This is a genomic window from Micromonospora sp. CA-263727 (assembly GCF_050942455.1).
Taxonomy (GTDB): domain Bacteria; phylum Actinomycetota; class Actinomycetes; order Mycobacteriales; family Micromonosporaceae; genus Micromonospora.
Window position 1 is genome coordinate 5,832,536 of record NZ_CP192031.1, and the last position, 21,507, is coordinate 5,854,042.

A 21,507-nucleotide genomic window follows, 5' to 3' on the forward strand; every position below is an offset into this window, starting at 1 on the left:
ACCGGTGGATCGCCGCGCAACCCGCGCGCCACCGGCCAAAGTGCAGCCGTACGAGATGTCGAACGCCGGGCGACCAGGCTCTCCAGGCTGACGCATCGGCGACACACCCACCACCCACCGTCACCGGAACCGCCTCGGCATGTTATTCTCCGGCGTCGATCTCCGCAGCGCGGACCCGGATCGGGTCGTTTGTCGCAAAGGACGCCCTCCCGATGCCGGCCCTGCCCACGCTGAGTACGCCACCGGACACGGTGGAGCCTCCAGCCGCTGGCGCATTCGCATTCATCTTCACCCGGCTGCCGGCGGTGTTGCGGCTCTCCTGCGGGCTGGTCTGCGCGGTGGTGGCGCTCGCCGTGCGGACCCCGCCGGTACGCCCGGAACTGCTGCTGCCGGCGGTGGCGGCGCTGACCGCATGGTCGGTCTGGTATGCGCTGCGCGCCTGGCGCCACGGCATCGGCGGCGCGCTGGTCGCCGGGGACGTGGCCCTGACCAGCGCCGCCTGCCTGGCGATGCCGGTACTGGTCGCGCCGGAGGTGCTGCCCGGCGAAGCCAGTTGGATCGCGGTGCTGGCCAGCACCACGGTGATCAACACGCAGGCGACCGCGCCGGCACGCTGGTCGGTCCCGGCCGGGTTGCTGCTCGCCGCCACCTACGCGGCGGGCGCGCACACGGCCGGCAACACGGCCGAGGCGAGCGCACACGCGGCGACCCTGCTGGCGCAGACCGCCTGCACGGCGATGCTGACCACGGTCATGCGCCGGCGGCTCGCCCGGGCCGACGCCGCCTTCGTGGCGGACCAGCGGGCCACCCGGGAGGCGCTGGTCGCCCGCACCGCCCGGGAGGAGGAGCGGCAGCAGAACCGCGACCTGCACGACACCGTCCTGGCCACGCTCACCATGGTCGGGCTCGGCGCGGTCGCCGGCCCCTCCGCGGCGCTACGCGAGCGATGCGCCGCCGATCTGCGTACCCTCGCCGCCCTGGCCGAGGCCCGGTCGGTGCCGAGCGGCACGGCGTGGCTGGACGAACGTCTGCGGGAGGTACTCACCCGGCTGCCCGGCCCGCCGGTCAGCGCCGACCTGCCACCCTGCGCGGTGCCGGCGCCGGTCGCCGAGGCGATCGCGGAGAGCGCGCACGCCGCACTCTCCAACGTGTCCCGGCACGCGCCCGGCGCCGCGACGGTGCTGCGGCTGCGGTGTGACGCGGGCGCCGTCGCGGTCGAGGTGATCGACGACGGTCCCGGCTTCGACCCGGCCACCGTCCCGGCCCACCGGTACGGCCTGCGCGAGTCGGTACGCGGCCGGATGGCGACCGTCGGCGGACGGGCCGACGTCGACTCCGCGCCCGGCCGGGGGACCCGGATCCGACTGGAGTGGTCGGATGTCGGTTGAACCGGACACCACCCTTGACGGGTGGGCGCGACGGGGCAGCAGGCTACCGACTCCGCGTAGCGCGGGACTGGCCGACGAGGCGGAGGCGGGCCGGGCGGCGGCCGCGGTGGCCCGTACCTCGGACCGGGGTGCCCGGATCGTGGCGGTGACCATCGCGCTGGTCTGGCACCTGGCGATCGGTCTGCCCGCGGTGCTGGCCGCCCGGGCGGAACTGGCGGTGCCGCAGGTGGTGCTCGGTGGCTGGCTGCTGGTGGCGGCCACCGGGGTGGTCGCCGGGCTCCGGCTGCTGCGCGACGCCCCGTTGCCGGCGCCTCCGCTGGCCGGACTGCTGCTCGCGGTCGACGTGGCGGTCTTCGCCGCGGTGGGCCGGCCGCACCTTTTCGGCCCGGCCAACTGGGTCTGGGGCACGCTCGCCTGGTTCTTCGTGGTGGCCGTCTGGGGGCGGCCGGTGCGCTGGCTGCTCGCCCTGCTGGTCGTGCACGCGACCACCGCGCTGACGGCGGTCGCCCTGTACGGCGCTACCGGCGCCGCGGACCTGGCCCGCTCCACGATGGCCCTGTACGGCACGTCGTCGCTGCCGGTGGCCGTCTTCGCCGGGGCCACGGCGCTCGCCGCGCTCTCCCGCAGCCGGGCCACCATCGCCGCCACCGCGAACGCGATGGTGGCCGACCGCGAGGCCGCCGAGCGGGCCCGCCACGACCGGCGCGAGCGGCTGGCCCTGGTCAGCGGCGCGGCCGGGGACGTGCTGACCGAGTTGACACAGGGCCGGGCCGATCCGGCCGACCCCGAGGTGCAGCGCCGGTGCGTACGCGCCGCCGGGCGGCTGCGCCGGCTGATCGCCGAGTCCGACGACGTGCCCCATCCGCTCCTGCACGAGCTGCGGGCCGCCGCCGATCTGGCCGAGCGCAACGGACTGCCGATCGACCTGGTCACCGTCGGCACCCCGCCACCGCTGCCGGTGCAGGTCCGTCGGGCCCTGGCCGATCCACTCACCGCCACGCTCGCCGACGCGCGTGACTGGGCCCGGCTGACCGTCGTCGCCGGCCCGGACGAGGTGGTGATCGGTCTGGTCACGCCGGACCGGTCGGGTCCTGGCGCGACCGGACCGCCGCCGGATGATGGTGATGGTCAGGTCGAGCACCTAGACGAACGGGACGGGAAGATCAGATGGACGCAGACGCGCTGGCGGCGGTGACGCCGGGGCGGCCCGTCGGCGTGGCGATCGTGGACGACCACCCGGTGGTCATCGACGGGGTGCGCGCCTGGCTGGCCACCGAGCCGCGGCTGACCGTACTGGCCACCGGTGACGATCCCGACGAGGTGCTGCGGGCGGCGCCCGAGGCCGACGTCGTGCTGCTCGACCTTCGGTTGCACGGCCGGGTGATGCTGGACAAGCTGGCCGAGCTGAGCGCCACCGGCCGGCGGGTGGTGGTCTACTCCGAGCACTCCGACCCGCAGACGATCCTGGCCGCCCTGGACGCCGGGGCGGTCGCCTTCCTCGCCAAGCACGAGGGGCGGGAACACTGCGTGGCGACCGTGCTGGACGCGGCGAGCGACCGCCCGTACGTGGCGCCCGCGCTGGCCGGGGCGATCGTCGGCGATTCGCGGCCGGACCGGCCGGTGCTGTCCGACCAGGAACGCGAGGCGCTGTTGCTGTGGTTCCAGTCGATGTCGAAGGCGTCGGTCGCGCGCCGGATGCGGATCAGCGAGCACACCGTGAAGCAGTACGTCGACCGGGCGAGGATCAAATACACCCGGGCGGGCAGGCCGGCCGCCACGAAGGCGGCGCTGCTCGCCCGGGCGATCGAGGACGGCCTCGTCCGACCGGAGGAAATCGGTATCTACCGGTCGCAGGCGTCGACCGATTGGCCGACCCCCTAACGGGTGTCATGACAGCCCGGCCCGGCTGGGCGAGGCTCGTCCGCAGATGCCGTCTGCACCGGAGGTCCGTGGCGATGCACGATGACGCGTCCCCCTTCTTCATCGCCCCGCATCGTTTCGACGCGGTGGACGACGAGGCCGGCCCGGTCCTGGACCGGCGGCACGAACTGGTGCCGGAGAACGGCGAGCGGGTGCTCGGTCGCCACCGGCTGGACGTGGCGGGATACCTGCTCGGCCCCTCCGAGGCGTGGCGCCGGTGGGCGCTGCCCGCCGCGGTGACGCTCACCGTCACCGACCGCCGGATGGCGTACGTCGGCAGGGGCTCGCAGCTCGCCCTGGTCGGTGCCCGGCACCGGCGCGGCGCCCGGCTGCCCGGGCTGGTCAGCGGGCAGATCCGCTGGCAGTGGCCGTCCCGGCTGGAGCTGCTGCCGGCCGCCGAGGGTCGTCCCGCCCGGTTGCTGGTGGTCTGCGACGCGTTGCGCACCATCCAGCAGCCCGCGCTGGCCCTGATCGCCTCGGCTGGGCAGGTCGACGAGTTGGCCCGGCAGCTCCGCCGGGTGGTGGCCACGTTCCGCCTGACCCGGCCCGAGCTGGTGGACCTGTCCCCGCCGGAGCGGGACGTGCTGTCCCGCCTGACCATCGTCGCGCCACGGGCCGCCGAGGCACGGGTGCTCCTGCCCGGGTCGCTGCCCGTCGAGTTCCACTCCCGCGAGGACTACTACCGGCCTCGGCACGTCGACCAGATGCCGTACGACGCGGCCTCCGGGCAGCGGTAGGCGCAGCCCGGCCTGGCCCACCGGCCGCCGACGCCCGAGCAGCACGGTCACCGGGCGGAGGTACGGCGGTCGGCCGCGTCCAGCGCGGCGGCCTCCTCCGCGGTCGGCGCGGTGCCGTCGAGATGCGCCGGCAGCCACCACCGGTCCGCCGGGCCGGCCGGCCGGTCCGGGTACTCCCGCTGGGCCCGGTCGACCAGCGCGTGCAGTCGGGTCCGCAGGTCGGCGCTCATCGCGTTGGCGTCCGGGTAGCCGGCCGGATCCATCGGCTCGCCGACCAGGATGGTGATCGGGATGTGCCGCCGGGTGAGCGTGCGCGGACGGCCCTTGGTCCACAACCGCTGGGTGCCCCAGAGCGCCACCGGCAGCACCGGCACGCCCGCCTCGCCGGCCATCCGGGTGGCCCCGCTCTTGAGTTCCTTGACGGTGAAGGAGCGGCTGATGGTCGCCTCCGGGAAGACTCCGACCGCCTCGCCGGCCCGCAGCGCGGCCACCGCGGCGGCGTACGACTCCGCGCCCGCGCGCCGGTCCACCGGGATGTGCCGCATGCCGCGCATCAACGGCCCGGACACCCGGTGCCGGAACACCGAGTCCTTCGCCATGAACCGGACCAACCGCTTCGACTTGAGCGCGCCGAGCCCGCAGAAGATGAAGTCCAGATAGCTGACGTGGTTGCTGGCCAGCACCGCCCCGCCGGCACGCGGCACGTGCTGGTCGCCCTCGACGGTGATCCGCAGGTCGAGCACCCGGAACATCGTCTTGGCGGCGGCGATCACGGGCGGGTACACGAGTTCCGGCATCCGGCAACTTTACCGTGAGTAGGTTACGCGTCGGTAGGGCCGGGGTGCACGCGACCGGGCCCCGGGTGGGCGGTCCGGCCACGCGACCCTCATCCGGCGAGCTTGTCCAGGTCGAGGCGGCCACGGGCGAAGGCGTCGACCCGGCCCCAGCGCCCCGGGATGTCCAGCACCTCAATCCGTCCCATGCCCACCGGCAGCCGGGGCTCGACCGCCAGGTGCCCCTCGTGCGGTTCCAGGCCCAGCATCGTCCGCAGCAGCAACAGCGGCGCGCCGGTCGACCACGCCTGCGGGCTGCACGCCGTCGGGTACTCCACCGGAAACTTCGTCTGCTCACGCGGATAGCCGCCGAAGGCCTCCGGCAGCCGCCCGTCGAAGTACCGGGCGGCGTCGAGGATCCCGCTGGCGATGGTGGCCGCCTCCTCGGCGAAGCCGTACCGCCGCAGGCCCCAGGCGCACAGGGAGGTGTCGAAGGGCCAGACCGTGCCGTTGTGGTACCCGATCGGGTTGTAGCGGACCTCCCCCTCGGCCAGCGTCCGCACCCCCCAGCCGGAGAAGAGCCGCGGCCCGACCAGGTGTTGCGCGACCTGCTCGGCCCGGTCGTCGTCGACGATCCCGCTCCACAGCAGGTGGCCGATGTTGGAACTGAGCACGTCGCACTGCCGCCCGTCCGGGTCCAGCCCGAGCGCGTAGTAACCGCCGTCGGTGACCCACCAGTCCCGGTTGAACCGTTGCTTCAGCTGGGCGGCCTCCCGCTCCAACTGCTCGGCGTACCCCGGGTCGCCCCAGAACTCGCGGGCCAGCCGCGCCGCGCGCATCTTCGCGTCGTACGCGTACCCCTGCACCTCGCAGGTGGCCCGCGGGAAGGGCGGCAGCGTGCCGTCGGCGTACGAGATGGAGTCCCAGGAATCCTTCCAGCACTGGTTCTCCAGGCCCTTGTCGGTGTTGCGCCGCTCGTACCAGACGTAGCCGTTGCCGACCAGGTCGGCGTAGTCGTCGATCCACCGCAACGCCCGACGGCACTCCTGCTCCAGCTCCTTGACCAGCGCGACGTCGCCACTCCACCGCTCGTACTCGTCGAGCAGCACCACGAACAGCGGCGTGGCGTCCACCGAGCCGTAGTACGGCGAGTGCGGCTGTTCCTCGAAGGCGGCGCTCTCGCCGTAGCGCATCTCGTGCAGGATCCGGCCCGGGTCCTCCTCCCGGAAGTCGTCGATCCGGGTGCCCTGTAGGGCGGCCAGGATCCGCAGCGTGGTGGCGCTCAGCTCCGGCGTGAACGGCAGCGTCTGTAGGCAGGTCAGAATGCTGTCCCGGCCGAACATGGTCATGAACCAGGGCAGGCCGGCGGCGGGGAGCGTCTGGCCGCCGAGCGACAGCGGCGAGAAGCGCAACGCGGCCAGGTCGATCATGCACCGCCGGTAGGTGGCGGAAAGCTCCCCGTGCTCGCTGTTCACCTTCGGCGCCTTGGCAATCCACTCCTCCAGGTCGTGCTGGAGGGCGAGCCGCTCGTTGCCGTGGATGGTCAGCCCGATCCGCAGGTCCCGTCCGCCGGGGCCGAGCGCCAAGGTCTGTACGTCGATGGCGGTGTCCCACTGCTCGTTCGGCTCCAGGTGGACGGTGTAGGAGAAGCCGTTGCGGTCATACCGCGCCGCAGCCGAGGAGCAGATGACCGTCTCCCGGGTGAAGTTCCCGCGCCGGTAACCGAGGCGCAGCCGGTCCGGCTCCACCTCGGTGTAGATCTCGCCCTTCTTGTTCAGGATCTCGTCCTTGACCTCGAACAGGTCGGCGAAGTCACAGCCGGCGTCCATCCTGATCTCCAGGTCGACCGCCTTCTCGTCGTGGTTGAGGATGGTGATGCTCTCCCGGAAGCTGCCGCCCACGGCCCGCTCCCGGATGATCGACAACTTCGCGTCGACGTAGTGCGTGGCCAGGCCGGGCACCAGGAAGAAGCGCGACTCGAAGTACTGGAGGTCGTCGTAGGAGAGGGCGTTGAGCCGCTCGCCGTTGACCCGGAGCACCCACTTCGACAGGAACCGGGTGTCGAGGGAGAAGAGCCCGGTCGGCTCGGTCGGCGTCGCCTCGATGTCCCCGGTGGCCTCGCAGACGACGAACGTGTTGCCGTCCAGGATCCGTACGGTGTGGCTCGGTGCCATCAGCGCACCCCCTTCCGGTGCCGGCGCGGTCCCTCGGCCTGCGGCGGCCCCGGGAAGATCCGTTCCATCTGCACCACCAGGCGGGCGTCACCGGTCACCGTCATGTCGCCACGCAGCAACGCCGACAGCCCGTTCTCCCGCCCGCTGACCAGGTCCTCGAAGAGGGCCGGGCTGGCGCCGACCACCGTGTCCGCCGCCATGTCCTGCTGGCTGACCCGGACCTCCCCCCGGTCGATCCGGACCAGCCAGTGCGTGGTCTGCGGCCCCTCGTGCAGGTCGAAACGCAGGGCTCCGGAGGACTTCGCCAGCAGGGGGTCGTACCCCCGGCGGTCGAGGTCCTCGAAGAACCGCATGGTCGCGTCCCCCATCGGGCCCTCCCTCCCGTTCGCTGATGTCCTCCAGGCGGGTCCCCGCCCGGTGCCGGGTCAACCTCGCCCGGATCGGGTGAGCCGGTGGCCACGCCGGCCGGTACGCGTCGACGCCGGCTCCTCGGAAGGAACCGGCGTCGCGCGGCAGGAGGGTCAGTTGTTGGGGTCGTCGGCGCTGATGTCGGCGAGCACCGACTGCGGCTCCCGCTCCACGGCCAGGTCGCCCATTGACACGAGGCCGATCAACCGGCCGTCCTCGACCACCGGCAACCGCCGAACGGCGTACGTCCGCATCAGGTCGGCGGCGGCCACGGAGTCGTCGTACTGGCTGACCGTGATCACGTCCTTGGTGGTGAGCTGGTTGAGCCGGGTGCTGCTCGGGTCCAGGTTCTCCGCCACGCCACGGACCGTGATGTCCCGGTCCGTGATGATGCCGACCACGCTGTCGCCGTCGGTCACCACCACGTCGCCGATCGCCGAGTCACGCATCACCTGGGCCGCCGCGACGAGCGTGTCGTTGCCGTCCATGGTCACCAACCGGGTCGTCATGAACTCTCCGACCGTTGTCATGGTGCCTCCCTCTGGGTGTAGGGCAACCACGGTCTACCCGACGGCCGCGACCAGTAACGCCCCCGGCGCCGGCCCGGCGGCCGCAACCCTCGGTAACGGCCCGGCGGGACCGGTCCTCGGCCGCCTCAGCCCTCGGCGGCGACCAGCTCGGCGAGCTGCACGGCGTTGAGCGCGGCCCCCTTGCGCAGGTTGTCGTTGGAGCAGAACAGGGCCAGCCCGTGCTCGACGGTCTCGTCGGCGCGGATCCGGCCCACGTACGTCGGATCCTGGCCGGCGGCCTGCAACGGGGTCGGCACGTCGGTCAGCGCCACACCGGGCGCGTCGGAGAGCAGCTCCAGCGCCCGCTGCGGGCTGATCGGCCGGGCAAACCGGGCGTTGATCTGGAGCGAGTGCCCGGTGAACACCGGGACCCGGACACAGGTGCCGGAGACCTTCAGGCCGGGGATCTCCAGGATCTTGCGGCTCTCGTTGCGGAGCTTCTGCTCCTCGTCGGTCTCCGCCGACCCGTCGTCGACGATCGACCCGGCGAGCGGAAGCACGTTGAACGCGATCGGCCGGGCGAACGAGCGGGGCGCGGGGAAGTCCACCGCGGCACCGTCGAAGGCCAGGCCGGAGGCCGTCTCGGCGACCTTGCGAACCTGCTCGTCCAGCTCGGCGACGCCGGCCAACCCGGCCCCGGAGACCGCCTGGTACGTCGAGACGACCAGGCTGACCAGTTCCGCCTCGTCGTGCAGCGGGCGCAGCACCGGCATCGCCGCCATGGTGGTGCAGTTCGGGTTGGCGATGATGCCCTTCGGCCGGAGGGCGGCGGCGTGCGGGTTGACCTCGGCGACCACCAGCGGCACCTCCGGGTCCATCCGGAAGGCCGAGGAGTTGTCGATGACGACCGCACCGGCGGCGGCGACCCGCGGCGCCAGCTCCTTGGCCGTGCCCTTGCCGGCCGAGAAGAGCACGACGTCCAACCCCGAGTAGTCGGCGGTGCCCGCGTCCTCGACGGTGATCTCCTCGCCGCGCCACGGCAACGTACGCCCGGCCGACCGCGCGGAGGCGAACAACCGCACCTGTTCCGCCGGGAACTCCCGATCCGCCAGCACCTGCCGCATCACGCCACCGACCTGGCCGGTGGCGCCCACAATCCCGATCCTCATGCCCGCGAGGCTACCCAGCCGGCCGGTGGCGGCGGGAACGGTTTCCCATCGCCCCGGCCGGGCAGCGCCCCGATCACAGCGTGGCGTCGATCACCTCGCCCAGCTCCGTCACGACGAGTTCGTCCCTGATCATCGCAGCGTCACCCTCGATGACCAGGGTCAGCGACTCCGGGTGCAGGTGGGCGGCGGCGGCCGCCGAGACCTGCGCCACGTCGGCGGCGAGCAGCGCCTCGCGCAGCCGGGCGTGGTAGTCGTCCGGCAGGTCGTGCACCACCAGCGTGGTCAGCGCCCCGGCGATCGCCCGTGGGCTCTGCAACTCGACCGAGAGCTGTCCCGCCCGCCAGGACCGGGCCACCGCCAGCTCCTCCTCGGTCACCCCACCGGCCTGGGTACGGGAGATCTCCCCGACCGCCTCCACCAGGGCGGGCGCGGTCACCGCGGTCTGCACTCCCGAGCTGACCGCGAACCGGCCGAACCGGCGGGACGAGGCGAAGTCGCCCCGGATGCCGTACGTGTAACCGCGTACCTCGCGGATGAGGTGGTTCAGCCGGGAGGTGAACGCCCCGCCGAGCACCGTGCCGGCGAGGGCGATCGGCACGTGGTCCGGGTGGGCCCGGTGCGGGGCGGGGTGGCCGAGCCGCAGCGTGGACTGCACCGAGCCGGGCCGGTCGACCAGGATGATCCGGCGACCGGTGTGCAGCGGCACCTCGATCGGGCCGCCCCGGTCCACCGGCCCGCCGCCGGTGCCGGCGAACGCCGCCGCGGCGAGCCCGTCCAGGTCGATCCGGTCCAGGTCACCGGCGACCACCAGCGTCCCCGGGCGGAGGAACCACTCGGAGTGGAAGACGGTGACGTCCTCCACGTCCAGCCCGGCCACCGACTCCGGATCGCCGTACATCGGGCGGCCCCAACGGTTCCCCACGCCGAACAGGTCGGCGCGCAGCACCGCGTCGGCGCGCGGGCCCGGGTTGGCCCAGTCCATCCGCAGCGCGGTCGCCTCGTCGTCGCGGACCCGCCGCACGTCGTCCGGGTCGAGCTTCGGCGTACGCAGCGCCTCGGCGAGCAGTTCCACCGCGGCGCCCAGCCGGTCCACCGGCACCTGCACGCTGGCCTGGAAGGTGTCCCAGTCCAGCGCGGTCACCAGCTCGGTGCCGAGCGCCTCGATGGCGAGCGCGTACGCGGTGGCGTCGCGCCGCGTGGTGCCCTCCTCCAGCGCCTTGGCCAGCACCCCGCCGAGCCCCTCCTTGCCCACCGGTTCCCGGCCCGCCCCCGCGTCCAGCAGCAGCAGCGCGACGGCGAGGTTCTGCCCGGGCAGGTGGGCGGCGACGACCTGGCCCCCCGCGACGGCCCGGCGAACCACCGGCGGGAACCGGTACGGACGGGCCGCCCCCGGTCCGGGACGAGCGGCGATCAGGGTCACTGGACAGTCCTTTCGTTCGCGACTGCGGGGCTCGCGGGTACCAGGTCGCAGCGCCCCACCGGGCCGCGCCGCGCACTCCTCGCGCTCACCGAGCCGTCCTTTCGTTCGCGACTGCGGGGCTCGCGTGCGCCAGGTCGCAACGCCCCACCGGCCCGCGCCGCGCACTCCTCGCGCTCACCAAGCCATCCTTTCGTTCGCGACTGCGGGGCTCGCGTGCGCCGGGCCACAGCGCCCCACCGGGCCGCGCCGCGCACTCCTCGCGCTCACTGGTCCCCCTCGGGTAGGTAGGTCAGGATCGCCCGGTCGGGGGCGGCGAGCACCTCGGCGGCTGCCCCGGCGATCTGGTCGGCGGTCACCGCGAGCCAGGCCGGCAGCCGCTCGGCGACGGTCCTCGGGTCGCCGAACTGCGTGGCGTACCGGCCCAGCGCGTCCGCCCGGCCGTCCACCGTGGACATCTGCCGCCACCAGGCGGTGGTCAGCAACGCCTTAGCGCGGTCCAGCTCGGCGGCGGTGACCGGCACGGTGGTCAGCTCGTCGACCACCTCGGCCAGCCCGGCGGCCAGCCGCTCCGCGTCGACCCCGGGGCGCGCGGTGGCGGTGGCGATCAGCGGTGCCGGGGCGTGCGCCAGGTCCACCCCGTACGCCCCGACCAGATCCGGCTGGGCGATCCGCTCCCCGTCGGCGAGGCGCTGGTAGAGCCGGCTGCCTCGACCGCTGCCGAGCACGGTGGCCAGCACCGTCACCACGTCGTAGCCGGGGCTGCCGAACGGGTACGTCCGGTGTGCCACGTAGACCCGGGGCGCCGGCACGTCGGCGACCACGATCTCCACGGCCGGCTCGCCGGTGGCGGGTACCACCCGGCCGTCCGGCGCGGGCGGGATCTCCGGCCGGGGCGCGATGGCGCCGAAGTACTTCCCGGCCAGCGCGACGACCTCGTCGGCGGTGGTGTCGCCGACCACGGTGAGCACCGCGTTGTTCGGCGCGTAGTAGGTCTGGTGGAACGCCTGGAAGGTGGCCAGGCCGGCGGCGTTCAGGTCGGCCATCGAACCGATGGTGGCGTGGTGGTAGGGGTGACCCGGCGGATAGAGCAGCGGCAACAGCCGCAACCAGGCATCGCCGTACGGCACGTTCTCGTAGCGCTGGCGGCGTTCGTTCTTGACCACGTCCCGCTGGTTGTCCAGCGTCTCCTGGGTCAGCGCCGGCACCAGCCCGCCCATCCGGTCGGCCTCCAGCCAGAGCGCCAGCTCCAGATGCTCGGCCGGGACCGTCTCGAAGTAGTTCGTCCGGTCGGGGTTGGTGGTGGCGTTGAGCGAACCGCCCGCCCCCTGCACCAGCTTCATGTGCTCGGTCTTCGCGACGTTCACCGAGCCCTCGAACATCAGGTGCTCGAAGAGGTGGGCGAACCCGGTCTGGCCGGCCGGCTCGTGCCGCGAGCCGACGTCGTACCAGAGGTTGACCGCCACCGCCGGGGCGGTGCGGTCCTCGCTGACCACCACGCGCAGGCCGTTGTCCAGTCGGGTCGTCGAGATGGGCCAGGGGTAACCGCTGTCGGGCATGGCCCCGACGCTATCCGATCTCCGGGGCTCGGCGGGGGTGGGACGCGGCAGGGCTCGGCCCGGAAGCCGGGCGGGCGCGGGTCAGTCCGGCGGTTCGACCGGGGTCACCGTCTCCGCCGAGGTGCGCCGTTCCAGGACGGTGTCCGGTGCGGCGTTGCGGTCGGCCTCGCGGATATCCGACTCGCTCAGGATCGCCTCCGCCTGGGCCTCGGCGTCCTCGCTGCCGGCCGCCGCCTCCTCGGGCAGCAGGTGCGCCCGGGACTCGATCCGCTCCTGATCGCTCTTCCCCTCAGTCATCCCCCTCCCATACCCCCACCACATCCCACCCACGCGTGAAAGGAGGGGTCCCTTGTTAACGCCTCGTGTACTAAAAGGGCCCCCTCCTAACACTGGGGGCGGGTCAGGAACGGAACGGGCCGCGCACCTCGTAGGTGATGCCGCCGGAGGACGATCCGGAGGCGCCACGCTGCGAGGAGAAGTAGAACCGGGTGCCGTCCGGCGAGAAGGCCGGCCCGCAGATCTCCGAGGCGGACTGGCCGGTGATCCGCAGGAACGGCGCGACCACCTCGGCCGGCGTGATCACGCAGATCTCCATGTTGCCGCCGTCCTCGGCCACGTAGAGATCGCCCGAGCGGGCACCGGTGATGTTGTCCACCCCGGTCAGCGGCGCGCCACCGGAGACCCGCGCGGCGTCGTACGCCAGGTCGATGCGCTGGTTGACCGCGTCGTACGCCCAGACCCGGTTGTCGCCCTTGGTGGTGAACCAGCAGGTGCCGTCGGCGTACCAGCAGCCCTCGCCGCCGTTGAAGCGCTTGGCGCCGGAGACCTGGTTCCGGGTCAACGTGCTCGCCGCCGACGGGTCGGGCACCCGCGCCCAGGTCACCGGCCCGCTGGTGGCGGTCCCCGCGACCAGCACCTCCAGCGTGCCGGCGGAGAGGTCGCCCCAGTTCGTGGGCCGGAACCGGTAGAGGCAGCCGTTGGTCTCGTCCTCGGTCAGGTAGATCACCCGCCGGTCCGGGTCGCAGGCGGCGGCCTCGTGCTTGAACCGTCCCATCGCCCCCCGGCGCACCGCCGCCGTCCCGCCCTGCGGGTAGGTCTCGTAGACGTATCCGCGGCTGACCTCCTCGCAGGAGAGCCAGGTCGCCCACGGGGTGGCGCCGCCGGCGCAGTTCTGGTTGGTGCCGGAGAGGATCCGGTACGCCGAGGCGATGCTGCCGTCGGCGTTGAACCGGACCGCCGAGGCACCGCCGCCCGGGGTGATCTCGGAGTTCGAGACGTAGATCCAGCCCGCGCCGACGGCGAAGCAGGCGCCGCCGTCGGGCGCGTCGTGCCAGGCGTACGACGTGCCGGGCACCGCCTGGCGGGACCGGGCGACCACCCGGCTGGTGAATCCGGCGGGCAACTGGATGCCGTTGGCGTCGGCCGCGCCCGGCGGCCCGTACGGGCTGGGGCCGGGCTGGGCGGGTGCGGCCACGGCGGCACCGGTCCAGAGGCTGCCGGCGAACGCGGCGGCGCCACCGGCGACGGTGGCGCGCAGGACGGTACGGCGATCCATCGAGTACCTCCGATTTGGCGACTTTCGGTGGCGCCGAAGTTACCGGCGGCTCCATAGATGGAGGTGAACGTAGGGCAAGGCTTTGCCGACGAGGGGGTGAGCGGCGGCGTGCGGTCGGGTACGCTTACCGCCGTGACGCGCTCGTATCGATGGTTTAGGCAGCCGGCTCGCAAGCCGGTGACCTCACCATGATCTGACGTCACCGAATTCGAGCCGGCCGGGCAGGAGCTTTCGCTCCTGCCTTTTCGCGTACGAGCAGCCGGCTCGACCCGGGCACCGGCCCCGGGTGCGGTCGGCGAAAGGATGCCCACCGTGACGACCCCGGAGACCCACCGGGTCATCGACCAGCGGATCGACCGTGTCGTGCCGCTGACCACCCCGGCGCTGCTGCACCACGAGTTGCCCCTGGACGACAGCCTCACCTCGGCCGTGCTGGCCGGCCGGCGGGCGGTCGGGCAGGTGCTCGACCGGGTCGATGACCGACTGCTGGTGGTGGTCGGGCCGTGTTCGGTCCACGACCCGGCGGCGGCCCTGGACTACGCCCACCGGCTACGCGAGGCGGCCGAGCGGGTCGCCGACGACCTGCTGGTGGTGATGCGGGTCTACTTCGAGAAGCCGCGCTCCACGGTGGGCTGGAAGGGCCTGATCAACGACCCGGGGCTGGACGGTTCCGGCGACGTCAACACCGGCCTGCGGATGGCCCGGGCGCTGTTGCTCGACGTGTTGCGCCTCGGCCTGCCGGTGGGCTGCGAATTCCTCGACCCGATCACCCCGCAGTACATCGCGGACACCGTGGCGTGGGGCGCGATCGGGGCGCGCACCGTGGAGAGCCAGGTGCACCGCCAGCTCGCCTCGGGCCTGTCCATGCCGATCGGCATGAAGAACCGCCCCGACGGCAGCATCGCCACGGCGGTCGACGCGATCCGGGCGGCCGGCGTACCGCACGTCTTCCCCGGGATCGACGTCTCCGGCACCCCGGCGATCATGCACACCCGGGGCAATGCGGACGGCCACCTGGTGCTGCGCGGCGGTGGCGGTCGACCGAACTACGACGCCGAGTCGGTGGCCGGCGCGCTGGGCCTGCTGCGGGCCGCCGGGCTGCCGGAGCGGCTGGTGGTGGACGCCAGCCACGCCAACAGCGGCAAGGACCACCGTAACCAGCCCACGGTGGCCGCCGACGTGGCCGCGCAGATCGCCGCCGGCCAGCGGGGCATCGTCGGCATCATGCTGGAGAGCTTCCTCGAACCCGGCCGCCAGGACCTGGACCCCACCCGTGAACTCACCTACGGCCAGTCCATCACCGACGCCTGCCTCGGCTGGGAGACCACCGAAGAGGTCCTCACCACCCTGGCCACCGCCGCCCACGCCCGCCGCACCCCAGACCCCCACCCCACGCTGCGTTGATCAAAGAGTTTGGGTCGCCGAGAGGCCGGAACCAGGCGCACACCTCTTGATCAATTTTGTCATGGGGTAAGGGTGGGGGGTGTTTTGCGGAGTCTGTCGCGGGTAGCTGACGGGCGTGACCGATGACGTACCTGTGACCGGGGCACCCACGGCACCCGCGACGCCGACGACCGAGGCGCGGTTGCCCGAGGCCATCCTCGCCGACGTGCCCGTGGTCGACACCGCCGCGCTCGATCAGCCGACCACCGAACTGCCCGGTACGGCCGCCGCCGTACCGGGCGAGGTGGAGACCGAGGAGGTGGACACCAGGCCCCTCGACGAGCTGCTCGACGACCTCTACCACGGTCAGGAGCGGATCAGCCAGGTGGACATCTACCGGCGGGCGGTGGCCGCGGAGTTGCCGGCCCAGTTGCTCTCCCGGCTCAACGCGCTGCCACAGGGCGAGTACGCGGTGGACGAGGTGACCGACCTGCTGGGCGGCTCGGTGAGCTGATCCACCGACCGCCCCACGGCCGGCCGCGCCCAGCCCGGCTCAGGACCGACCACGGCCGGCCCGGTCGATCCACGGCACGCCCGACCGACCCAACCGACCCACGGCCGGCCCGGCCGGCGCCCGGCCGCACGGCAGTCCGGCCCCGGCGACCAGGAGAGGACCGCGATGTCGCAGCGCGAGGAACGTCAGCAGGATCGGATCAACGCGCTCGCCCAGCCGCCGGAGGGCATGGACACCCTGCCCGAACCGGACTTCGCCGACGAACACGACCGGACCGCTGTCGACCGGGACATCGTCACCGGGGCGGACGAGGAGGAGCGGGAGCCGGAATCGCCACGTGGCTGGTCCGGCATGCAGCGCTGACCGCAGAAGGCAACACCGGCGAGCAAGCGAGCAAAGATACGATGCCGGCCCGGGTCACCCGCCCCGGGCCGGCGGTCAGTCCTTCTGGCCGTGCGCACCCTGCTGGGCCATCGCGTACGCCATCTGGAGGAAATCCGAGGCGGCCACCGCGGTCAGCGCGGTCGCGACCAGGCGGGTGAGCCGCGGGGCGAGCACCAGGGCGCCGGTGAACCCGGTGGCCACCCAGACCGCCAGGCAGAACGGGCAGCTGAGCAGTTCGCCGATGGCGTGCCGGGTGGAGCTGCCCGAGTCACGTACCTGCTCCATCACCTCGCCGCTGCCGATCGGCCGGTCGTAGCGGGTGAAGGGAGCGCGCAGCGGGCTGGTCACGGCGTCCTTGGAGAGCAGCCGGCTGAGCTTGTGGGTGGCGATGGCGAGGAGCACCACGTCGGACGTGGCGGGCCGCTCCGGCACGCTGCGTCCGGTCGCCTTGACCAGGCCCGCGATCGCGCCCGCCGCACCCGCGTAGGTGCCCATCGCGGCCAGGTAGCCGCCGAGCGGCCGATGCTCGTGCGGGGCGTACGCCTGGCGCAGCCGTGTCACCTTCTGCTTCAGCTCGCTCACCCGGCCTCCTTCGGTCACGCCACGATCGTGTCGACCGGCCCGGGACGGGCCGGTGATTCGTCGCCCCGCCCGGGCCGGGCCAGCCGGGTCAGCCGGCCTGCAGGTTGTCGGCCACCTCGCGAACGAGGTTGACCAGGGCCTCGTCGGCCAGCCGGCCGGTCTCCTGGCCGCCACCGTCGAGGTCCAGGCAGACCCGGGCACCGCCGGCGTCGACCGGCTCCACCCGCAGCTCGGCCGACCAGTCCGTACGCCGGGCGGCCCAGCGGGCCCGCAGCCGCTCCGCGTCGGCGTCCCGGGTCGGCTCACCGGAGAGCAACGGCTCGGGCAGCCAGGCGGAGACCCGGCGCGGGTCGGTCGCCGTGTTGAAGACGACCTCGGGCGGGGCGGACATGCCCCGCTCGGCGTACGCCATCACAGGTCCCGCAGCCGGCTCGGGTCGACCTCCCGGCCGGGGTGCCGGGCGAGGTACTCGGTCTCCAGTTCGGCGGTCCGCCGCAGGTGGTTGGCGAGCGCCGAGTCGGTCGCGTGCCGCAGCGTGTCCAGCCGGGTGCGGTGCAGGCTCTGCATCTCGCGGATGAGTTGGTCGTCGGGCAGCTCGGCCGGGTCGATGCCGGGCAGGTCGGCGTCGAGCGCCGGGGTGGCCACCCGGTCGTCACCCCATTCGGGGATCCGCTGCTCGGGGCTCACCTCCGTGCCACCGGCCGGAAATCCGTCCTGTCGTCCCGATGCCGTCATCTCGCGCCCCCTCGTCCGTCGTGGGCTGGCGTCTGTACGGATGCCCACGCCGGATGCGACCAAACCACCGCCGCCACTACGACACCGCGTCGGAGAGCGCCCGGCAGCCCGGTACCCTCGTGGCATGAAGCGGCTCTGGACACCGGCGTGGATCGCCCGCCACGTGGCCATGGTCGTGCTGGTGACGTCCTTCCTCGGGCTGGGCTGGTGGCAGGTCAGCCGGGCCGCCGCGGGGAACGCCATCAGCTGGGGCTACGCCGTGGAGTGGCCGATCTTCGCGGGGTTCGTGGTCTTCGTCTGGTGGCGCGAGGTGCGCCACACGCTGCACGGCGCGGCATCGACGACCACCGCCGAGGCCGGGTCGACCACCGAAGCGCCCGCCGAGATGCCGGCGGTCACCGGCGGACCGGACGGCCCCGCCGAGGCGCTGGTCGGGACGAACCGGCCACGGCCCGGGATCCGCCGGCCGGTACGTGTCGCCCGGGTCCCGGTCGACGACCACCCGGACGACGCCGACCTGGCCGCCTACAACCGCTACCTGTCATGGTTGAACGCCAACCCGGGCGCGAAGCCCGGCGACTATCCCGGCTGAGCCGGGCCTGGAAGGACGGACGAGAAGTGCGTGCTGCCCTTACCCGCTACCGCGTGATCGCCTGGGTCGTCGGGGTGGTGCTGATCCTGCTGGTGGTGATCGGCATGCCGCTCAAGTACGGCTTCCACAACCCGATCGTAGTGGAGACCGTGGGTCAGGCGCACGGCTTCCTCTACATGGTCTACCTGGTCGCCGCGTTCGACCTGTCCCGCCGGGCCAACTGGCCGCTCAAGCGCATGATCCTGGTGATGCTGGCCGGCACCGTGCCGTTCGTCTCGTTCTGGGCCGAGCGTCGGGTGAGCGCCCTGGTCACCGCCGAAGAGCGGGAGCGCGAGCCGGCACCGGAGCCGGTGGCCGGCTAGCGGTTCCCGCCGCTCATCGCCGCGGTCGCCACGGGTCCGCGGTGGCCAGCGGGTCCTCCCAGCCGCCGTAGCTGTTCATCTCCCGCGCCCGGCGCACCGCGCGGGTCACCTGGCCGAACTGGTGCTCGTCGTCGCTGCTGAACAGCAGCTCCTCCACGCCCCCGCGCTGGCCCCACAGCTCGTACGCCGGCGGACGCCACCGGTCCCCCGCCGCCGCGAGCAGCACCGGCACCAGGAACACGGCACCGAGCAGGAGGTACGCCCCGGCGGTGAGCCGTTGCAGCCCCCCGGTGAAGCCGAGCAGCAGGCCGGTGCCGCCGATCACCACGGTGGAGACCAGGACGGCTCGCGTCGCCACCCGGTCGTGTGGCCCACGGGTGGTGTGCAGGTGGGTCAGCTCGGCGACCCGCCAGCTGCTCCGGCCGACGGTGAACCGGTCGACCGTGACCACGATCCCGGGTCGGGCGTAGAGCAGCGTCGGCCCGTTGCCGGCGGTGCCGCGCGGTGACCGCGGCGGTCGCGTCGTCGCGCCTTCACGATCCACGGCCCCTCCTCCCACCGCTGGTGGTGCCGGATCGACCCCGCCGGCCGCTCGCATCGATGCCGGTTGACGGGATTCCCGGCTGTGCGCTTCATTGTGTGCCTCGTTCGCCAGCCTGACCTGCCGTTTCGAGTGGCCTGCGGCCAGTCCCGGCAACGGCATCGCCGGAAAGAGACCCCCAAGTCCGGCTTATCGGTTATAGCGCTCAGCCAACCGGCGTCATGTGCCGAGAGCGACTAGTCCGGCATCTACTTAGATTGTCGGGCATTCCCAGCACGGACAGGCCCGGCCAGCCCCAGCGCCATCATTGGTCCCGTCTTTCTCTGCGGGTGACTCCTGTCCCGTACTAGGTTGGGCGGGTCGGCCCGGTCGGCCGCCGTCCACCCGGATGGCGCCGGGCCGGTGCCGTCGCGGGGCGTGAGCAGCCCGCGCCGGCGTTGGGAGAGGAGCATCCGAGCTCTTGTCATCCCTGACCCACACGCTGCGCGCCCTTGCCGTCGCCGCCCTCTCGCTGGCGCTGGTCGCGCCGGCCACGGTGGCCCGGGCCGAACCTTCCCCGGCCGAACTGACCCGGCGGATCGACAAGTCCTCCGCCGAGCTGGAGCACGTGGTGGAGGCCCACAACGAACTACGCGAAAAAATCAAGGCGAACCAGGCCGCGGTACGGCGGTTGCGGGACCGGATCGGCCCACTGGAGCAGCGGGCCGCGCAGAGCCGGGCGGACGTCGGCCAGCTGGCCGCGACCGCGTACAAGACCGGCAACCTCGGCACCGTCGACGCGCTGTTGCACGCCGGTGACTCGGCGTCCGTGCTCGACCGGCTCGGCACCCTGGACCACCTCACCCGACAACGCCAGGCGACCGTCGCCGGCTACACCGCCGACCAGCAGCGACTGCTCGGCGAGAAGACCCGGCTGGACGTCACGCTCAGCCGGCAGGCGGCCCAGTCCCGGGAGCTGACCGCGGCGAAGAACCGGATCGAGCGGGACCTGGCAACGCTGTACGAGCTGCGCCGGCAGGCGTACGGCCGGGCCACCGAACGCCCGGCCACCCGGTCGGGCAGCGCCGACGACGCACCGTCCGTCTCCGGCCAGGCCGGCGTCGCCGTCCGGTACGCCTACGGCGCGCTGGGCAAGCCGTACGCCTGGGGTGAGGACGGGCCCAACGGCTACGACTGCTCCGGGCTGACCTCGGCGGCCTGGCGGGCGGCGGGCAAGTCGCTGCCGCACAACACCCGGATGCAGTGGGGGGTGGTGGCCCACATCAGCCGTAGCGAGCTGCGCCCCGGCGACCTCGTCTTCTACCGCAGCCTCGGGCACATGGCCATCTACGTCGGCGGAGGGCAGGTGATCCACGCGCCGACCTTCGGCCGCAACGTGGAGAAGCGGAGCGTGGACCTGATGCCACCGTACGGCTACGGCCGGGTCCGCTGACTCGACGCGCCGGGCTCCGGAGCCGACGAACGGCCGGCGTCTCCCTATCGGACGCCGGCCGTTCGTCGTCAATTACTACCAGCTCAGGCCGCCTGGAGGCCCTCCGCACGGGCCAGCTCGCGGAGCCGGCCGAGCGCCTGGATCTCCAACTGCCGGATCCGCTCGCGGGACAGCGAAAATCGCGAAGCCACCTCGGTCAGCGAGTGCTCGCGACCGTCCTCCAGCCCGTAGCGCGCCCGCATGATGCCGGCGGAGCGATCGTCCAGGTGGTTGAGCAGCCCCTCGATCCGCTGCCGCTCCAGCCCGGTCAGGACGATCTCCTCCGGCGACGGGGCGTCGCTGTCGGCGACCAGGTCGCCGAGGTTGGTGTCGCCGTCGTCGCCGACCGGCGTGTCCAACGACACGGTGTCCTGCGACCAGCGAACCAGCTCGTTGACCCGCTCGACGGTCACGCCGAGGGCCGCCGCGATCTGCTCCGGCTCCGGGTCGCTGCCCAGCTCACGGGTGAGCTGACGGGCCACGTTACGCATCCGGTTGACGTCCTCGACCAGGTGCACCGGCAACCGCACGGTGCGCTCCTGCTGGGCGATGGCCCGGCTGATCGCCTGGCGGATCCACCAGGTCGCGTAGGTGGAGAACTTGTAGCCACGCTCGTAGTCGAACTTCTCGACCGCCCGGACCAGGCCGGTGTTGCCCTCCTGGATCAGGTCCAGCATGGGCATTCCCGAGCGGACGTAACGTCGGGCGATCGACACCACCAGCCGCAGGTTGGCCCGGATGAACAGGTCCTTGGCCCGCTCACCCTCGGCGACCAGCCGCGCCAGCTCCTCCCGGGTGGCACCGTCCGGAACCCGGTCCTCGCCGAGCAGGTGCTCGGCGTAGAGGCCCGCCTCGATGGCCTTGGAGAGATCGACCTCCCTGGCGGCGTCCAGCAGTGGCGTCCGGGAGATCTCGTGCAGGTAGACTCCGACCAGGTCGCGCTCCTCGGCAACCTCGTCGGTTCGCATACCAATGTTCTTGTCCACGTTGCCCACGGTCCCCTCGCTCGCGCCGGTTGCCCGGTTCCTTGCCATCCCCACGCCCTCCCCCGTACCTCCGCTGTGCCCATCGGTGCGGACATCTACACAACAGATGAGACGTGTCGGGGATTCCATGTCGTGGGTCGAAAGTGTCACGAATGCCTGATAATCAGCTGAGAGCACGGTCCATGTTTGCTGTCAGCACCCTGCCTGACTGGTCGTCCGCAGGCACCCCGTGAGGTCGACGGATCGACGGATCGCCGTCCGTTCCGGTCCATGGCAACACTGCCCGGCCATCAGGCACAGCGACCCGAGTCACCACCGTGCTGCGATCCTGGTCACTGCCAGATACGC

24 protein-coding genes are annotated in these 21,507 nt (G+C 72.8%); 10 read left to right on the top strand and 14 right to left on the bottom strand.

What is annotated here, in order from left to right:
* The first annotated feature begins 212 nt into the window (after positions 1 to 212).
* The 4 genes from ACQPYA_RS25460 (at position 213) to ACQPYA_RS25475 (ending at position 4,045) form a co-directional block, all read left to right on the top strand.
* A complete protein-coding gene (locus tag ACQPYA_RS25460; RefSeq protein WP_433529588.1) occupies positions 213 to 1,388 on the top strand; it encodes a sensor histidine kinase in 1,176 nt (391 codons plus the stop codon).
* Positions 1,378 to 2,583 (top strand): hypothetical protein, encoded by a 1,206-nt coding sequence (locus ACQPYA_RS25465; protein WP_433529589.1) that lies wholly within the window; start codon positions 1,378 to 1,380, stop codon positions 2,581 to 2,583. The genes ACQPYA_RS25460 and ACQPYA_RS25465 overlap by 11 nt, the downstream gene beginning before the upstream one ends.
* Positions 2,556 to 3,269 carry a response regulator transcription factor gene (locus ACQPYA_RS25470; protein ID WP_433529590.1) on the top strand — a complete coding sequence of 238 codons (714 nt, stop codon included), beginning with the start codon at positions 2,556 to 2,558 and terminating at the stop codon, positions 3,267 to 3,269. Before ACQPYA_RS25465 ends, ACQPYA_RS25470 begins: the two co-directional genes overlap by 28 nt.
* A 74-nt stretch (positions 3,270 to 3,343) precedes the next feature.
* On the top strand, positions 3,344 to 4,045 hold the full coding sequence (locus ACQPYA_RS25475; RefSeq protein WP_433529591.1) for a hypothetical protein: 702 nt from the start codon (positions 3,344 to 3,346) through the stop codon (positions 4,043 to 4,045).
* A gap of 47 nt (positions 4,046 to 4,092) precedes the next feature.
* Here ACQPYA_RS25475 and ACQPYA_RS25480 read toward each other — a convergent pair whose 3' ends face one another.
* The 9 genes from ACQPYA_RS25480 to ACQPYA_RS25520 form a co-directional block, all read right to left on the bottom strand.
* Positions 4,093 to 4,842, bottom strand: coding sequence for a lysophospholipid acyltransferase family protein (locus tag ACQPYA_RS25480; RefSeq protein ID WP_433529592.1), 750 nt, complete (start codon positions 4,840 to 4,842; stop codon positions 4,093 to 4,095).
* A gap of 89 nt (positions 4,843 to 4,931) precedes the next feature.
* Entirely contained in the window at positions 4,932 to 6,992 is a 2,061-nt protein-coding gene (locus ACQPYA_RS25485; protein ID WP_433529593.1) for an amylo-alpha-1,6-glucosidase, read from the bottom strand.
* Positions 6,992 to 7,360: an SCP2 sterol-binding domain-containing protein gene (locus ACQPYA_RS25490; protein ID WP_433529594.1), complete on the bottom strand. Its 369-nt coding sequence runs from the start codon at positions 7,358 to 7,360 to the stop codon at positions 6,992 to 6,994. Before ACQPYA_RS25490 ends, ACQPYA_RS25485 begins: the two co-directional genes overlap by 1 nt.
* A 153-nt stretch (positions 7,361 to 7,513) precedes the next feature.
* Positions 7,514 to 7,930: a CBS domain-containing protein gene (locus ACQPYA_RS25495; protein WP_433529595.1), complete on the bottom strand. Its 417-nt coding sequence runs from the start codon at positions 7,928 to 7,930 to the stop codon at positions 7,514 to 7,516.
* A gap of 125 nt (positions 7,931 to 8,055) precedes the next feature.
* Complete coding sequence (locus ACQPYA_RS25500; RefSeq protein WP_433529596.1) at positions 8,056 to 9,078, bottom strand: aspartate-semialdehyde dehydrogenase; 1,023 nt, start codon at positions 9,076 to 9,078, stop codon at positions 8,056 to 8,058.
* A 73-nt stretch (positions 9,079 to 9,151) separates the two neighbouring features.
* Positions 9,152 to 10,498, bottom strand: coding sequence for a M16 family metallopeptidase (locus ACQPYA_RS25505; protein WP_433529597.1), 1,347 nt, complete (start codon positions 10,496 to 10,498; stop codon positions 9,152 to 9,154).
* Positions 10,499 to 10,761: 263 nt separating this feature from the next.
* Positions 10,762 to 12,054, bottom strand: a complete 1,293-nt coding sequence (locus ACQPYA_RS25510; protein WP_433529598.1) for a M16 family metallopeptidase — start codon at positions 12,052 to 12,054, stop codon at positions 10,762 to 10,764.
* Positions 12,055 to 12,135: 81 nt separating this feature from the next.
* Positions 12,136 to 12,351, bottom strand: coding sequence for a hypothetical protein (locus ACQPYA_RS25515; protein ID WP_433529599.1), 216 nt, complete (start codon positions 12,349 to 12,351; stop codon positions 12,136 to 12,138).
* Between the two features lie 103 nt (positions 12,352 to 12,454).
* On the bottom strand, positions 12,455 to 13,609 hold the full coding sequence (locus ACQPYA_RS25520; protein ID WP_433529600.1) for an alkaline phosphatase PhoX: 1,155 nt from the start codon (positions 13,607 to 13,609) through the stop codon (positions 12,455 to 12,457).
* Positions 13,610 to 13,912: 303 nt separating this feature from the next.
* On the opposite strand from ACQPYA_RS25520, the gene ACQPYA_RS25525 reads away from it, so the two are divergent.
* The 3 genes from ACQPYA_RS25525 (at position 13,913) to ACQPYA_RS25535 (ending at position 15,869) form a co-directional block, all read left to right on the top strand.
* Entirely contained in the window at positions 13,913 to 15,013 is a 1,101-nt protein-coding gene (locus tag ACQPYA_RS25525) for a 3-deoxy-7-phosphoheptulonate synthase (protein ID WP_433529601.1), read from the top strand.
* 250 nt (positions 15,014 to 15,263) lie between these two features.
* Entirely contained in the window at positions 15,264 to 15,506 is a 243-nt protein-coding gene (locus ACQPYA_RS25530) for a hypothetical protein (RefSeq protein ID WP_433533617.1), read from the top strand.
* Between the two features lie 165 nt (positions 15,507 to 15,671).
* On the top strand, positions 15,672 to 15,869 hold the full coding sequence (locus ACQPYA_RS25535; protein ID WP_433529602.1) for a hypothetical protein: 198 nt from the start codon (positions 15,672 to 15,674) through the stop codon (positions 15,867 to 15,869).
* Between the two features lie 75 nt (positions 15,870 to 15,944).
* Here the strand turns inward: ACQPYA_RS25535 and ACQPYA_RS25540 are convergent, their stop codons facing one another.
* The 3 genes from ACQPYA_RS25540 to ACQPYA_RS25550 form a co-directional block, all read right to left on the bottom strand.
* Positions 15,945 to 16,472, bottom strand: a complete 528-nt coding sequence (locus ACQPYA_RS25540; RefSeq protein ID WP_433529603.1) for a DUF1360 domain-containing protein — start codon at positions 16,470 to 16,472, stop codon at positions 15,945 to 15,947.
* 88 nt (positions 16,473 to 16,560) lie between these two features.
* Positions 16,561 to 16,884, bottom strand: coding sequence for a hypothetical protein (locus tag ACQPYA_RS25545; protein ID WP_433529604.1), 324 nt, complete (start codon positions 16,882 to 16,884; stop codon positions 16,561 to 16,563).
* Complete coding sequence (locus tag ACQPYA_RS25550) at positions 16,884 to 17,207, bottom strand: DUF6158 family protein (RefSeq protein ID WP_433529605.1); 324 nt, start codon at positions 17,205 to 17,207, stop codon at positions 16,884 to 16,886. The genes ACQPYA_RS25545 and ACQPYA_RS25550 overlap by 1 nt, the downstream gene beginning before the upstream one ends.
* A 124-nt stretch (positions 17,208 to 17,331) precedes the next feature.
* Here ACQPYA_RS25550 and ACQPYA_RS25555 point away from each other — a divergent pair, with 124 nt between their 5' ends.
* Both ACQPYA_RS25555 and ACQPYA_RS25560 read left to right on the top strand, forming a co-directional pair.
* The gene (locus ACQPYA_RS25555; RefSeq protein WP_433529606.1) at positions 17,332 to 17,799 is read left to right on the top strand and encodes a hypothetical protein; all 468 of its coding nucleotides are present in this window, start codon (positions 17,332 to 17,334) and stop codon (positions 17,797 to 17,799) included.
* Positions 17,800 to 17,825: 26 nt separating this feature from the next.
* Positions 17,826 to 18,161, top strand: coding sequence for a DUF3817 domain-containing protein (locus tag ACQPYA_RS25560; protein WP_433529607.1), 336 nt, complete (start codon positions 17,826 to 17,828; stop codon positions 18,159 to 18,161).
* Positions 18,162 to 18,174: 13 nt separating this feature from the next.
* Here the strand turns inward: ACQPYA_RS25560 and ACQPYA_RS25565 are convergent, their stop codons facing one another.
* Positions 18,175 to 18,705 (bottom strand): DUF6232 family protein, encoded by a 531-nt coding sequence (locus tag ACQPYA_RS25565; protein WP_433529608.1) that lies wholly within the window; start codon positions 18,703 to 18,705, stop codon positions 18,175 to 18,177.
* Positions 18,706 to 19,162: 457 nt separating this feature from the next.
* On the opposite strand from ACQPYA_RS25565, the gene ACQPYA_RS25570 reads away from it, so the two are divergent.
* Entirely contained in the window at positions 19,163 to 20,134 is a 972-nt protein-coding gene (locus ACQPYA_RS25570) for an NlpC/P60 family protein (RefSeq protein ID WP_433529609.1), read from the top strand.
* A gap of 83 nt (positions 20,135 to 20,217) precedes the next feature.
* On the opposite strand, the gene ACQPYA_RS25575 is transcribed toward ACQPYA_RS25570, so the two are convergent.
* The gene (locus ACQPYA_RS25575; RefSeq protein WP_433529610.1) at positions 20,218 to 21,207 is read right to left on the bottom strand and encodes a sigma-70 family RNA polymerase sigma factor; all 990 of its coding nucleotides are present in this window, start codon (positions 21,205 to 21,207) and stop codon (positions 20,218 to 20,220) included.
* Positions 21,208 to 21,507: the final 300 nt, after the last annotated feature.

Excerpts from the sequence above, each read along its gene's own strand:
- ACQPYA_RS25460 (WP_433529588.1), top strand. The coding sequence starts at position 213 with ATGCCGGCCCTGCCCACGCTGAGTACGCCACCGGACACGGTGGAGCCT.
- ACQPYA_RS25465 (WP_433529589.1), top strand. The coding sequence starts at position 1,378 with ATGTCGGTTGAACCGGACACCACCCTTGACGGGTGGGCGCGACGGGGC.
- ACQPYA_RS25470 (WP_433529590.1), top strand. The coding sequence starts at position 2,556 with ATGGACGCAGACGCGCTGGCGGCGGTGACGCCGGGGCGGCCCGTCGGC.
- ACQPYA_RS25475 (WP_433529591.1), top strand. The coding sequence starts at position 3,344 with ATGCACGATGACGCGTCCCCCTTCTTCATCGCCCCGCATCGTTTCGAC.
- ACQPYA_RS25480 (WP_433529592.1), bottom strand. The coding sequence starts at position 4,842 with ATGCCGGAACTCGTGTACCCGCCCGTGATCGCCGCCGCCAAGACGATG.
- ACQPYA_RS25485 (WP_433529593.1), bottom strand. The coding sequence starts at position 6,992 with ATGGCACCGAGCCACACCGTACGGATCCTGGACGGCAACACGTTCGTC.
- ACQPYA_RS25490 (WP_433529594.1), bottom strand. The coding sequence starts at position 7,360 with ATGGGGGACGCGACCATGCGGTTCTTCGAGGACCTCGACCGCCGGGGG.
- ACQPYA_RS25495 (WP_433529595.1), bottom strand. The coding sequence starts at position 7,930 with ATGACAACGGTCGGAGAGTTCATGACGACCCGGTTGGTGACCATGGAC.
- ACQPYA_RS25500 (WP_433529596.1), bottom strand. The coding sequence starts at position 9,078 with ATGAGGATCGGGATTGTGGGCGCCACCGGCCAGGTCGGTGGCGTGATG.
- ACQPYA_RS25510 (WP_433529598.1), bottom strand. The coding sequence starts at position 12,054 with ATGCCCGACAGCGGTTACCCCTGGCCCATCTCGACGACCCGACTGGAC.
- ACQPYA_RS25515 (WP_433529599.1), bottom strand. The coding sequence starts at position 12,351 with ATGACTGAGGGGAAGAGCGATCAGGAGCGGATCGAGTCCCGGGCGCAC.
- ACQPYA_RS25520 (WP_433529600.1), bottom strand. The coding sequence starts at position 13,609 with ATGGATCGCCGTACCGTCCTGCGCGCCACCGTCGCCGGTGGCGCCGCC.
- ACQPYA_RS25525 (WP_433529601.1), top strand. The coding sequence starts at position 13,913 with ATGCCCACCGTGACGACCCCGGAGACCCACCGGGTCATCGACCAGCGG.
- ACQPYA_RS25535 (WP_433529602.1), top strand. The coding sequence starts at position 15,672 with ATGTCGCAGCGCGAGGAACGTCAGCAGGATCGGATCAACGCGCTCGCC.
- ACQPYA_RS25545 (WP_433529604.1), bottom strand. The coding sequence starts at position 16,884 with ATGGCGTACGCCGAGCGGGGCATGTCCGCCCCGCCCGAGGTCGTCTTC.
- ACQPYA_RS25550 (WP_433529605.1), bottom strand. The coding sequence starts at position 17,207 with ATGACGGCATCGGGACGACAGGACGGATTTCCGGCCGGTGGCACGGAG.
- ACQPYA_RS25555 (WP_433529606.1), top strand. The coding sequence starts at position 17,332 with ATGAAGCGGCTCTGGACACCGGCGTGGATCGCCCGCCACGTGGCCATG.
- ACQPYA_RS25575 (WP_433529610.1), bottom strand. The coding sequence starts at position 21,207 with ATGGCAAGGAACCGGGCAACCGGCGCGAGCGAGGGGACCGTGGGCAAC.